The organism is Chryseobacterium sp. NG-CE01 (assembly GCF_055695505.1).
In genome coordinates this window covers 3,533,305-3,547,257 of sequence record NZ_CM146369.1, presented here as the reverse complement: position 1 = coordinate 3,547,257, position 13,953 = coordinate 3,533,305, and the positions used below count along the sequence as shown (strand labels likewise).

The following is a 13,953-nucleotide window of genomic DNA, read 5'->3' as shown; positions in this document are numbered from 1 at the left end:
TGATATTCAGAGATCAAAACATACGGACCCATGAGATGGATCTTCTGTGCCTGACCAAACTCTATACGTAAGGCGTGTAATTAATTAAGTTCATAATTAAAAATAATCAGACTCAACATGAAGTGGATATAATTCTGGTCGGCTTCTTTCCTGTTGATCAGTTTATTTTTATAGTCGTAAGAATTTAAGACTCTTGATAATTGTTGATAAGTCTCAAATTTGTCATCTTTAATTTTTACTCTGAGATTTCCGTCTCTTCTTTTGATAATTTCATCATCCAGTGTTCTTAACTTGAAGATAACCTCACATAATTTAGGATTGAAATTCATTTTCCCGGTATATCTTTCAATAATATTTACCTTGAATGCATCGAATTTTATGGTGTTAAAAACAAGATTAGAGCCAGACTCCTGTGTGTTGAGCTCAAGCGTGTAGTTCATAAGTTTAAATTTAGTACAAATGTAATCAGAAGCTGAAAAAATTCAAAATAATTCGATCAACTAATGTACCATTTATAGCGATTTTATTTTTTAATTCTTTTAAAGCCGGTCATAGCGCGTTATTTGCTGTCAAATTTTTTCACCCGGATTTTCTTTTCTTTTACTTTAATGACAAATGGAGCAAGCTCGCTTATTTTCCCCGGCTCAACATTAAACTCCTGCAGCGTATTCTCACAATAAGTATTCGAAGGTAGTGAATTTTCATTCAGCTTTATCTTATAATTACCGGATTCTATGAAAGATATGATCTCACCGTTGTCATCGGAAACTATATGCCTTATAAGATTTTCATCCTTATAGATGTCAAATGCAATACCTGCAGATTTAGGATCAAATTCGAGAGCGGTTTTGGTGTCATAATCATAAGTTACTTTACCGTGAACGGTACCATTCTGATGTAGTGGAATTTCTAACGAATAATTGTGGGAATTCACATCAAACTCAGTTTCATCATAATACCATCCCTGCTGGATAACCTGTCTTAGAGTGTATTTGTTGTAAGGAATCGCACGGTATTCAATATTCCCGTCTTCATCGGTTTTGAATGATATATTGTTGATCATGATGGTATAGCCTGTGGCTTTATCGTCTCCTTCGTCATAGACATGATTGTTGTTCCTGTCGTAATATACGAAAGCTCTGATGCTGCTTTTCTTACCCGGATCCATGTAATTGCTGCGCAGATTAATTGTAACGCCGGCTTCTACCGTAAAAAGATTGTTGTTGAAGTTATTGAGTGAATAATTAAACCACGACGAATTCAGGTAAAATCCGTAATTTTCTTTGGAGAATTTCACATTGATAAATCCGGATGGCGATTTCCCATACAGAGTATCGTCGGTATAAGACAACCCTGAATTGATATTCAGCTTTCCTTTAAGCATGGTCTGGCTGATAAACGCGGAAGCCGAAGATTTTTCATAAGTACTGTTAATGCCCAGTAATTTTGAAAATGCAAATTCTGAAAGGTAGTAGCTTCCGTACTGGTAAATATACTGGAAGTTTAGCCATTTGTAGGCGTAGGTTCCCGTAAATTTCATCTGGTACTGATTGGCATCGCTGTCAGGATAATTTACAAGCCCCGTTTCAATTCCCAGGATGGAAGAATGCTGTCTGTTGGTGCTCGACCAGCTTATGCGCTCCACAAGTCTTTTCGCACTCATCTCTTTCAGATCCCTGTTTTGTGCAAGCCCGAAAAATGTATTGTAGGTATTGGAGTTTTCATTCTGATACTGAAGACTGATGCCCAATCCGAAATTTTTTCGTTTAGGAAAGTTGAATCCTGCTTCCAGTCTGCTGCTGTTGGTCTCCAAATTATTATCAAAGAAATAAAATTTAGGCGAGAAGTTGGAAATCATGATGTTACCATAAATAGAGTTATCCTTGAAAATGCTGCTCGAAATATTCTGCTGCAGCTGGAATATCCCTCTCTGGTTGCCGGGATAATAATTGGTACTGAAAGAATAATTACCGCTCAGATTGACTTTATTGATAATTCCCGAGTACTGCGTTTCCAATGCTCCGGAAGGTTTTGTCGTATTAATGCTTTCATAGATACTCATTCCGCTGAATAATTTACCGCTGATTTTCCATTCTTTATTAAACGCATATTGAAAATTGGTTCCCAGAAGGTTATGCTTCACTTTTTCGTAAGGATCAGTTTTAAAAATATAAGCAGCTGAAATATTCCGGCTTGCATTGCTTGCACCCAGTGTACCTCTTACATAGAAGCCATATCCCAACTTCAGGAATGGGGTTCTGTCTATAAGACTGAAACTTTGGTCTATAAAACCGAATTCAAGCCTTTTGTCTTTATCTGAAGAAGTAAAAGCATACTCTACACCTCTTCCATATAGCGAAAGTTCTATGATCTTGCTTATATTTCCAAGAGTATACTCGCTTTTTTCTCTCTTATAGGTAACGAAGGTATTATTTACTACAGGATCTTCGGGGCCGTTGGTTTTATAGATATTTCCCCTGATAAAAACATATCCCGAGGGCAGGTTGAAACCACCGGAACCAATCATCTGGTACAGATACGTTTCTCTGCCGAGATACCGTAAACTTGTCGTAATGCTGTTTTTGGTATAGCCGAGATTATTATTGTCTAAAGACTGGTAACGTTGTGTTGAAGCATTATTCTGAATAGACACTGTGCTGTTCCCGAATATTTCTTTATTAGGTTCCCTGAAGCCTACAATATTTACACTGAACTGCGGGGTCTTTGCGAGATTGCTGGAAGGCCTGAATCTGTATATAAAAACAGAATCTTTCTGTACTTCAATACTTCCTTTTTTTTCGATAAAGAAGTTTCCCTGGTCTGCTTCGGGAATTTTAAAGACAATCGTAACGTCCTGTCTTTTATTCCCCAGATTTGAAACTCTTGCTCTTACTTCTATAGAATCATTTACATTGCTCATATAGATAAGAGGAATATCTGTACTGATTGCCAGGGAATTGTTTTCAGCGATCGTATGGACGAGAGTCTGACTTTTTACAATATTATTCTGGAGATCGGTAAGGGTGAATTCTATTTTGCTTTCTCCGAAACCAGCATTGCTGTTAACCAGTATTTTTATAGGCAGATATAGATTTCCTCCTGCGGCGATCTCAATCTCAGAAGTATTTCCTGAAATATTCCTGAACCCTTTAGGAACAGCGATATTCAGTTTGCCTTTAAAAGGATATTGAGAATCATTTTTAATTTCAGCAATAGTACTGATGATACGGTCTTTCCCCATATTGGAGTCGTCCTTTATCTGCATGCTGATCCCGTTGCCGGTCTGTGCAGCAACCAGTGAAGGAATGAAAAAAATTAAAAATAAAAAAAAGATTCTCCGGAAATGATTTAAAAACATTTGGTTTTATTGAGGTGTTATCTCGTACTGAAGAGTCGCGGTATAATCATCTGATTTTGCACTGATGAAGATTTCATCATTATGGGTGGTGGAATATTTCACATCATAATAAACCGTATTTCCCTGGGTGGCATTTCCCTTTGCAATAAGCTGCGGTAATGCGCTGAGTGATATGGGATATACATTGGTATTCGCCGTTGCGGAAGAAAGCGCCATCTTTACGGCATCAATCGGGATGGTATTTCCATAAGACGAAGTAAACTGAGACTGCAGCGATTTGAGTTTAATCTGATAATTGGTATTGCTTTTTACCATTAATGCATTGTTGTACGTTACACTTACTCCGTTGGTATAATCGTCCATACTTTTGAATTCCAGTAATGCATTCTGGGCATTTGGCGCAAAAGTAAGCGACATCTCCGGAATATCAACAGGAGGGATACCGGAAAGAGTACCGATCTGAATCTCAAAATTATGACTCATTTTACCGATTACATTATTGTACTGATCATACATGGTAAATTCTACCGGTGCATAAAATTTCATCCATGCAGGATAGCTTCCCAGATAAGCGCCACCCATTACGGTAAGGCTGAATTTTATCTGTAAATTGTAATATCCGTTTGGCTGTGATGGCGAATTGTACAGTGGGGCATTAGAGCTTGGGACCAAAAAAACTTCCTGGCCTTCCTGCAGAATTACATTAAGCGGCATCCCGATTTGCGGAATACCGGGTACAGGACCTGGTTCTGCCTGTCCTGAAGAAGCCACAGGATGCAGTGATATTTTGTTGCCGGGGATGGTATAATTACCGTCGGTAGATTTTATCGGCTGCTTCAGTCTTGCAGAAAGACGCCATAAAGGAACATTAAAGTTGCCGTTTCCGCTCATCATCGCGGTATAGGCGTCGGGATTCGTGTTTCCTTCGTACGAGTTTATCTGAAGGTAACTGTTTACCCATGAATAATATGAGATTTGTGAATAGCAGTACTGACCTAATAACAGCAGTACGACTGAGATTATTTTAATCATACACAAAATTTAACTCTCCGAGTTCAAGATTATTATCTCCGTAATCAATCATTACAGAGGCTGTATATTTTCCTTTCGGAAGATCTGCAGGAAGTGAGATGTCCATTTCTCTTTTATTACCGGGCATGGTATAAAATATAATGGGATCCATAGAAACCTTCTTGCCGTCTTCTATATTTACAAAATCTGTGTAAACTTTGCCGTCTGTCCATATATTTCCCTGGTTTTCAAAAAACAGATTAAGCTGCTTTTTGGGTTTCTCAAAAGTAAGATTCTGGATTTCCATTTTTTTGGTCTTCGCAGAAGGGATTTTATGAAAGACCTTAATTCCTGAGCGAATGCTTACCTTAATTTTTGCTCCCTTACTATCAACATCATCGACCGGATTCATCTGGCTTACATACAGAACAGCAGTATGTGCTGCTAAAGTATCTGAAGCCTTGTTGGGAACTGTAATGGTAACGTCTATATCCTTTCTTTCTCCAGGAGCCAGCGAAAAATAGTTGTCTTCTTTTTTCACACTGATCCATCCTGCACAGGAGTTTTTAAGCGTATTGGCAGCATACATTATATTTTCGCCTTTTTCATTGTATTCCCAATCTCCCAGGCTCACAGCAAGATCCAGTGTGTTTTTGGTACTCACATTGGTTATGGTGATTTTCTGCGTATTGCTGTTTCCTGCAGTAGACTCGAAATATAATCTTGGAGGAGATACAGAAACCCCTGTTTGCGCGTAATCCAGAGAAAAAAGCAAAATTAGAATGAAAATAAAAATACGATGTATTTTGTTGGTCTTGTTCATCATTAAATTTAAGACTAAAACAGCATAAAAAATGCCACAATTTCTTGTAGCACTTTTATTTTTTACAAATAGATCTACAATACTTATTATTGTGCAATAATAGTGTAGGTAAGTTCAGTTGTATATACTGTAGGATCCTGTCCTGCAATATAGTTATCGATGTAAGCATTTGCTCCTGCACCTTTATATTCGATGCTGATTTTCTTGTTTACACCTCCTACTGTAGACGTTACCAAAGTTGTTTCGTTTGCAGAAAGGGTAGTACCTTGTGCATATTGTGCTCCGTTTACAGCATCTGTACCTGCGCTTGCTTTAAGCTGGATGGTATTTGCCTGGATGTTTTTACCACCATTTTGTAAAGCAGCGTTAGCGCTTTTCACTTTTACCTGGAATCCTCCTGTACTGAAGATGGTTAAATGATCTGCATTAAGGGAAGAAACTCCGTTTGCATAATCATCTTTCGTAACGTAGTCTAAGTTTACGATTTTCTGAGAATTGTTAACTACCAAAGTCTGGATTGGTTTTAGTCTTACGTTTAACGTAACGTTTTGTGCTCCGATTGTTATGAACCCTAATAAAGCAACAGAAGCAAGAATACACTTTTTCATAAATACGATTATTGTTTTTTAATATTAATTCAAAAATTTATGGTGCAAAAGTATAGACTTAAAAAATTAGAGTTATTGTGAAAAATTACGAATTTTTTGTAAATTTTGTAGCTGAGAATAAGCAATACGGAAGAATGCTTTTATTGAATTGTCAATAAAAATTATTTATGAAAAGGGAAATAACTCCACAAATGCTAATTAATTATCGTTAAATAATTATTAATTAATTATATGTGGAAAATTAATAAATGTTTAATTATATAAAAAAATTTTCTTTGTTAATTATTTTCTTCTAATTGGACATCAAGGTTAATATATAATAATTATTGTCCGCGGATGAAGCATATTTTTTATCGTCTTTAACGTGATGATTAATTTCAAATATTTTTTCAACAACACCTTTTTCATAATTAATAAGGTTGTATGCTTTATCTTTTTCCCCGGAAAGCTGCCCGTGATCCCCATTTTTGATATCGGCAGACTTATTGTATACATTCTGCTGCATTTTTATTTCGAATCCTGATGGACTTGAAATCACAACAAAGCTTGATTCCTGATTACTTTTTGTCTTGACAGATTCTGTACCTGCAGGAGCAATCGCCAGCATCTGAACCGGGTATAGACGCACATTTATTGTAGTTCCGTCATTTTGTGCCCGGAACAAAGTGAAAGCAAGAAGAAAAACTACAATAAAAAAATATTTGGTATACATTTCCTGATTTATCACCCTGTGGTTACTTAATCAAATATACAAATATTTTTTAATTATCTCATTTCTGAAGGATTTTTTTGTGTGTGTTTTTTAAAAAAGTTTGTGAAGTTGCCTTCATCACTGAATCCGAGCTCATATGCGATCTGAGAAATCGTGTAATTGGTATAGCTGAGCATTTTTTTGGATTCGGTTACAAGTTTCTCAATGATAACGTGTTTGGCACTTTTTCCCAGGACGTACTCGGTCATTTCAGTAAGTTTTCTTGGGGTGACATTAAGCTCGCTTGCATAATGGGATACCTTTTTCGCCATCTTATAATCCCGCTGTAAAACGACTTTAAATTTGTTTACACAATAAAGATAATCAAATTTTATGTCCTTTTTTACCTCTTCCGTGGGAATATGAAGAAAGGCGTCAAGAATTAATCTTTCTATTGCGTTGTGAGCAGCAGAAAGATAAAGGCTTTTATCCTTATTGCGGAAACTTTCCATTCTATCCATAAAAACCACGCGCATTTCTTCTACATTAGTAAAAGGAGCAATGAAAATATCAGAGTTATAATTAAAAAAAAGCTGGGAGTTTAAAAACAGGCTGTCCTTAATAGATCTTTCGTAAAAACTCGAAGAAAATGAAACAATGAAAATATCTTGGCCCTTCGCTTTTCCGAATTCCATGCTTTTTTGCGGTCCGAGAAAAACAATGTTTCCGGAGGTTATATTATATGAAGTATTTTCTACTATGAGATTTATATTTTCCATAATAATATAGATGCAAAAATATTCCAGGGTATTAAACTGTCTCTTATTGTTATTTCTCTTTATAATCTGATCCAAACGATTAACACTAAAACCGTTTTCTTTTAGCTGATCTGTAATAATATACATATTATATTCTAATAGACTTAATAATGGGCTAAGATAATTTTTTACTAAGATTATATTGATAATATTATATTAGACATAATTCTATAATTATTATAAAATTTTATCGTAATTTTTACATTAAAAATAATCTGTAATAAGAAAATTACTATTATTAAGAAATTGAAATAGAACTTTTAAAATGTACATATAATTACAAATACCTTACCATCATTTAAGGTTAATCGTGCAAAATTCTTTCACAATATCAAAATAGCTGATAATCAACAGTACTAATATCAATATTTAAAAATTATTGAAATATGATTCTACGCATATTTTTAATTTTGTAATTAAGTAAAACCATATCATAGTTAATTATGATTGACGTTTTTATCTTAAAGTCGCATAATACCGTACATTACAGGAATGTTTCGTTGATGACAGTTTTCATTACACTAAAGTTAATTATAGATCTCCGGAGCAATAATCTCCGGCGGATGGATAATTAAATCACAATAATGTATACATAATTTATTATCTTTGGCGTGCTGAAATCGTATTATATTAAAATGAAAATAGTGTATGACACTGTAATAGCTCTTTCTCAAAGCAAGAATGTCTTTAATCTCAGGGGGTTAGGGCATTGGCCTGAACGGCGAAGTATCGCAATGGCTGTTATTTCTTCAGTACTGTTTTCATCTTTGTATTCTAAAAATGGAAGAACAGTAGCCGTTGATATATGTTTTTATGACAGAGGTTATATAAGCCTCTTTCTTTGCTGGATCTTCGTTTTTGTTGCTTGTCATATTCGTATAATACTTTCCGGAAGCACCTGTGTGGATTGTTGATTTTTTGCCAGTCACGAATAACAACAAAGCATATAATTGATGCAAAAAATTTGTAAATAAAATATTAATAATGGTTTTATTATTATTTATAAAAATATAACAATATTTAATTATGCTGATAATCTGAATATTCCTGTTTTAACGGTGTATTATTTTTCAGATCATACCATTTCGGCAGAAAATTTGCTATAGGAAAGCATTAAAAAAAATCATACATAGTATGATAAAGGATTTATAATATAACATTAAAAAAAAGTGAGTGGCCTTTTTCCAATCAGAGGCGTTCTTACCAGGGTGAATAACTATGAACAGAAATATCATTACTTATCTATTATTGATATCAATAACTTTACTATCGTGCAAGCCTAAACAGAATATGGTCTATATGTCCAAAAACAATATGGACGAAGAGGTTGCCAAAGCAAAATATGAGGGATTACGCATTCAGGAAGGAGACGTCCTTCTCATTCTGGTGTCAGCACTGGACGAAGCTGCGGTAAAGCCATTTAATCTTAATACCGCAAATAAGGTAGGAAGCGAAAACAATACAGGCATCAACCAATATGTACAGCCAAGTGAATATCTGGTAAATGAAGAGGGTTACATTAATTTTCCTGTATTGGGAACGATATTTACAAAAGGGATGACGCAGATACAGCTGAAGCAAGATATCGAAGCCCGTCTTAAACGATACCTCACCGATCCTTTGGTTACTATTACTCTCAAAAACTTTAATGTAAGTGTTTTGGGGGAGGTTAAAGAACCGGGGCAGAAAACGAGCGTTTCCCAAAAAATCAACGTTTTCCAGGCGCTTGGTTTAGCAAGTGATATGACTGATTTCGGAGACCGCACCAACGTAAAACTAATCCGTACAAAAGATGATGGTAATGATGAAGTTGTTAATCTTGACCTTACACGATCAGATATCGTAAGTTCACCCTATTATTATATGAAACAGAACGACATATTGTATGTACAGCCTGATAAAAATAAGCAGATTCAGGCCAATTCTAATCCTAACAGAGCTCTTACTTTCCAGGTAATTGGTTCAGTAATAGCAGCGGCTACTCTGGTTATCGCTTTAACAAGATAAATGTAAAATATGCAGCAGTTAGAATTTCAAGAAAAAGAGGAAAAAATCGATCTACGAAAAATTATCTCCAAGTACCTACAAAAATGGCCATGGTTTGTGGCGTCTGTTTTAATTTGTCTCATAAGTGCTTATATTTATCTTCGATACAGTGTCCCAAAATATCAGACTAGGACCACCCTCAAATTTGATAAAAAAGAAAATAACCTTACTTCAGCATTATCCGATCTTGATAATCTGGGAATAGGCTTGGGGAATTCGGACGAGCTTAAAAGTGAAGCGGCAGTTGTGACTTCACGACCGATATTGATGCAGGTTGTAAAAAACCTTAACCTTAATGTAGAGTATTTCAATACAGGAGAAATCAAAGATTCACAACTTTATAATAAAGTGCCAATCACAGGAGAAATTATCAGATTCAATGATGAATTTGTATCTTCAGAATATAAAATAACAAGGATTAAAGGAGATGAATTTACTCTTGTAAGTGAGAAATATGGTAAATTTACAGGAAAATTTGAAGTACCGTTAAACCTTAACTTCGGAACCGTTGTATTGCACAGAAACCGACAGTTTGCCGTTAAACCCGAATACAAGATAATTTTCTGGAATCCTATAGAAAAGGTAAAAAAGCTTGAAAAAACTATTCAGATAGACTTACCGGATGAAAAAGCTCTTTTGATGGACATCAGTCTGGTAGGAACGATTCCTGAAAAATCAGAAAGTATCCTTGACGAAGTGAGCCGTCAGTATAACCTAGATGGGCAAAGAGATAAAAACCTTCAGGCTGAAAATACCCAAAAATTCATTGATAAAAGACTTGAGGTTATTACCCGAGATCTTTCGGGTGTTGAAAATCAAAAAGAAGATTTTCAGAACCGCAACCGTATTGTAGATCTTCAGGCACAGGCAGAACTTGCTTTACAAAACACCAGTGAAAATACAAAAGCACTTCTTCAGCAGCAGGCTCAGCTTGATCTTTTAAATTCGCTTACCTCTGAAGCTGCAAAAGGCAATAATCAACTGATGCCTTCAAATCTTGGACTCAGTCCTTCATTGGAGCAATCCATTGGTCAATACAACCAAATGCTTATCAGCAGAAATAAAACGCTGAAGCAGGCTACCAGCGAAAACCCTGCGGTTATCGAAATGAACAGGGAAATTGCCTCTTTAAAAGACATTATCCGTGATAATATCCGCGAGCAGAAGGATGCTGTAAGGGCGACCATTTCACAGCTTCAAAACCAGATTACAACAAGCAATAATGTTATAGAAAAAGTTCCGGGACAGTCAAAAGTTTATAGAGGTATTGAGCGTCAGCAGAATCTTAAAGAACAGCTTTTCTTATTCCTTTTGCAAAAGAGGGAAGAAAATGCCATCAATTTATCTGTAGATGTTCCTAAAGCTAAGATTGTTAATCCTGCGTTTACGGATGATATTCCGGTTTCTCCAAAAAGAAATATTATCCTTATGGGAGCATTGCTTGTTGGATTACTTCTTCCATTGGCTGTTTTCTATATATTATTTATAATTGATGATAAAATTTATAACAGGGATGATATAAAAGAGCGTTCAGGGCTTGGCGTTTTGGTGGATATACCTTCGCTAAATGAAGATGAAAATCATCTTGTGCAGAAAAATGATTTTTCCGAACTCGCAGAATCATTCAGAGTCCTTGTTTCTAACCTTAAATTTGTCTTACCTAAAAAAGATTCGGCTAAAATAATTATGGTAACTTCTTCCATAAAAGGAGAAGGGAAAACCCTGGTGTCTGTAAATCTTGCTTTGACAATTGCCAATAAAAACGGAAAATCGCTTCTTATAGGTTCTGATATACGGAATCCCCAGATCCAGAGATATGACAGCGAACCTGTCAAAAGAAAAGGTCTTACGGAATTTTTATACGATGAAGCGGTACATGTGGAAGATCTTATCCATACATCATATACCAATCCTTACTGTGATGTAATATATGCCGGGACGATTCCTCCGAATCCTCAGGAACTTCTTTCCAATGGAAGGTATCAGAAGCTGATTGCTCAGATGGCCTCGCAATATGCGTATATAATCATTGACTCGGCGCCGCTTCTGTTGGTTTCAGATACGTTGAGTATTGCAGATGTTGCAGATGCAACATTGTATGTTGTGAGATCAGGCGTTTCGCGAAATGTACTTATTGATTTCGCTCAGGATTTGGTTAAAGAATCCAAGTTAAAGAATGTTTCTTTTGTGGTAAACGATGTGTCTAAGAAAGCAAGAGGGTATGGATACGGTTACAATTATGGCTATGGATACGGCTATAACAATAAAGAGAATAAGAAAAGTTGGTGGAATAAAATTTTTAAATCATAAAAATGGGTAAAATTTTAATTACGGGGGGAGCAGGGTTCATAGGCTCCAACCTTACAGAATATTTTTTAAATAAAGGCTATCAGGTAGTCTGTCTGGATAATTTTTCAACCGGGCATCGCCATAATATTGAGCCTTTTTTAAATAATACGGATTATAAACTGATTGAAGGAAGCATCTGCGATCTTGAAGTCTGCAGAACTGCATTGGAAAATGTAGACTATGTACTGCATCAGGCAGCATTAGGATCTGTTCCGAGATCAATCAATGATCCCATTACCAGCAATGAAGTCAATGTTTCGGGTTTTCTGAACATGCTCGTTGCAGCGAGGGATGCAAAAGTTAAACGTTTCGTTTATGCTGCTTCATCTTCTACGTACGGCGACTCTGCATCACTTCCAAAAGTGGAAGAAGTAATTGGAAAGCCTCTATCTCCGTACGCCATCACCAAATATGTTAATGAGCTGTATGCTGATGTTTTTTCCAAAACATACGGTATTGAATGCATAGGCCTCAGATATTTTAACGTATTCGGGCGCAGACAGGATCCAAACGGCACTTACGCAGCGGTAATTCCGTTATTTGTAAAGCAGCTGATGAATCACCAGTCACCGAAAATTAATGGAACCGGAGATTATTCCAGAGACTTTACGTACATCGATAATGTGATCCAGATGAACGAACTGGCCATGCTTACCGACAGTCCTGAAGCCATCAATACCGTTTATAATACTGCAGTAGGAGACCGTACAACATTAAATGATCTCGTAAATTATATTAAAAAATATTTAAGTGAATACGACGAAAAAATTGCTGATGTTGAAATCGTACACGGGCCGAACCGGGTAGGAGACATTCCGCATTCACTTGCATCCATTGATAAAGCTAAGAACCTTTTAGGATATAATCCTAGCCATACTATTGAAAATGGTCTGAAAGAAGCCATCAAATGGTATTGGGGAAATTTAAAATAAACTATTGAAAAGAATTTTTATGGAAAAACAATATAAAATTGCTGTTATTGGTCTCGGGTACGTAGGATTACCATTGGCCCGTTTATTTGCAACTAAATACCCTGTTGTAGGATTTGATATTAATCAGAATAGAATTGAAGAATTGAGAGCAGGCAACGACAGTACACTGGAAGTTGAGGCTGAAGTGTTACAATCTGTTTTGGTGAATGAAAGCCCTTTTGCCAAAGAAAATGGAAAAGGATTTTTTGCTTCCGCCGATATTCAGGATATTAAAGATGCAAATATATACGTGGTAACTGTACCAACACCTGTAGATAAGCACAACCGTCCGGATCTTACCCCACTTTATAAATCTTCGGAAACAGTAGGGAAGGTATTGTCTAAAGGGGATATTGTAATCTATGAGTCTACCGTTTATCCTGGTGCTACTGAAGAAGAATGTATTCCTGTGCTGGAAAGAGTTTCGGGTATGAAGTTCAATGAAGATTTCTTCGCAGGATATTCTCCGGAACGTATCAACCCTGGAGATAAAGAGCATACGGTAGAAAAAATTCTAAAAGTAACCTCCGGTTCTACACCGGAAATCGGAGAAATTGTAAATAATTTATACCAATCTGTCATTGTAGCGGGTACCCATTTGGCTCCTACCATCAAGATTGCTGAAGCTGCTAAAGTTATTGAAAATTCACAAAGAGATATCAATATTGCTTTCGTTAACGAACTGGCAAAGATCTTTAATCTTCTTGAAATCGATACCCATGAAGTATTAAAAGCAGCAGGCACAAAATGGAACTTTTTACCTTTCAAACCGGGGCTTGTGGGAGGTCACTGCATTGGTGTAGACCCTTATTATCTAGCTCAGAAAGCCCAGGAGAACGGATATCACCCTGAAATCATACTGGCCGGACGTCGTTTGAATGATTCTATGGGACAATATGTGGCTTCTGAGTTGGTGAAATGTATGATTAAAAAGAACATCAACATCAACGGAGCAGAAGTTCTGAACCTGGGAATCACCTTTAAAGAAAACTGTCCGGATGTAAGAAACACCAAAGCAGTAGATGTAATCTGCGGACTCGAAGATTATCAGTTACAGGTTACTACCTTTGATCCGTGGGCAAATCCTGAAGAAGTAGTTCATGAATATGGCCTTACAGTCGTTAATGAAATTCCTGATAAGAAATTTGATGCGGTCATTCTTACGGTTGCCCATAAGGAATTTATGAATCTTAACCTTAAAGATTATCTGAAGGAGGATGGGGTAGTGTATGATGTAAAGGGGATTTTAGAAGAGTGTGATTCCAGGTTATAAGTAGT

General features: G+C 36.2%; 11 protein-coding genes. 4 read left to right on the top strand and 7 right to left on the bottom strand.

All coding sequences use genetic code 11. The features are described 5' to 3' along the window. Window positions 1-80: 80 nt before the first annotated feature. The 7 genes from ACYT6F_RS16355 to ACYT6F_RS16325 form a co-directional block, all read right to left on the bottom strand. A complete protein-coding gene (locus ACYT6F_RS16355; protein WP_169230273.1) occupies window positions 81-440 on the bottom strand; it encodes a prevent-host-death protein in 360 nt (119 codons plus the stop codon). Window positions 441-559: 119 nt separating this feature from the next. Continuing rightward, a complete protein-coding gene (locus ACYT6F_RS16350) occupies window positions 560-3,358 on the bottom strand; it encodes a COG1470 family protein (protein WP_472598692.1) in 2,799 nt (932 codons plus the stop codon). 6 nt (window positions 3,359-3,364) lie between these two features. Further along, window positions 3,365-4,390 (bottom strand): hypothetical protein, encoded by a 1,026-nt coding sequence (locus ACYT6F_RS16345; protein WP_472598691.1) that lies wholly within the window; start codon window positions 4,388-4,390, stop codon window positions 3,365-3,367. Then, complete coding sequence (locus ACYT6F_RS16340; protein ID WP_472598690.1) at window positions 4,383-5,195, bottom strand: fimbrial biogenesis chaperone; 813 nt, start codon at window positions 5,193-5,195, stop codon at window positions 4,383-4,385. The genes ACYT6F_RS16345 and ACYT6F_RS16340 overlap by 8 nt, the downstream gene beginning before the upstream one ends. 83 nt (window positions 5,196-5,278) lie before the next feature. Then, the gene (locus tag ACYT6F_RS16335) at window positions 5,279-5,800 is read right to left on the bottom strand and encodes a hypothetical protein (protein ID WP_472598689.1); all 522 of its coding nucleotides are present in this window, start codon (window positions 5,798-5,800) and stop codon (window positions 5,279-5,281) included. Between the two features lie 292 nt (window positions 5,801-6,092). After that, window positions 6,093-6,512, bottom strand: a complete 420-nt coding sequence (locus ACYT6F_RS16330) for a hypothetical protein (protein ID WP_472598688.1) — start codon at window positions 6,510-6,512, stop codon at window positions 6,093-6,095. Between the two features lie 53 nt (window positions 6,513-6,565). Further along, window positions 6,566-7,396, bottom strand: coding sequence for a helix-turn-helix domain-containing protein (locus tag ACYT6F_RS16325; RefSeq protein ID WP_472598687.1), 831 nt, complete (start codon window positions 7,394-7,396; stop codon window positions 6,566-6,568). Window positions 7,397-8,608: 1,212 nt separating this feature from the next. Here ACYT6F_RS16325 and ACYT6F_RS16320 point away from each other — a divergent pair. Genes ACYT6F_RS16320 through ACYT6F_RS16305 form a run of 4 tightly spaced genes read left to right on the top strand, consistent with a single transcriptional unit; the run spans window position 8,609 to window position 13,948 of the window. Further along, window positions 8,609-9,316: a polysaccharide biosynthesis/export family protein gene (locus ACYT6F_RS16320; protein WP_472598686.1), complete on the top strand. Its 708-nt coding sequence runs from the start codon at window positions 8,609-8,611 to the stop codon at window positions 9,314-9,316. A 9-nt stretch (window positions 9,317-9,325) separates the two neighbouring features. Next, entirely contained in the window at window positions 9,326-11,665 is a 2,340-nt protein-coding gene (locus ACYT6F_RS16315; protein ID WP_472598685.1) for a GumC family protein, read from the top strand. Between the two features lie 2 nt (window positions 11,666-11,667). Continuing rightward, entirely contained in the window at window positions 11,668-12,636 is a 969-nt protein-coding gene (locus tag ACYT6F_RS16310) for an SDR family oxidoreductase (RefSeq protein ID WP_472598684.1), read from the top strand. A gap of 19 nt (window positions 12,637-12,655) precedes the next feature. Next, on the top strand, window positions 12,656-13,948 hold the full coding sequence (locus ACYT6F_RS16305) for a nucleotide sugar dehydrogenase (protein WP_472598683.1): 1,293 nt from the start codon (window positions 12,656-12,658) through the stop codon (window positions 13,946-13,948). The last annotated feature ends 5 nt before the right edge of the window (window positions 13,949-13,953 follow it).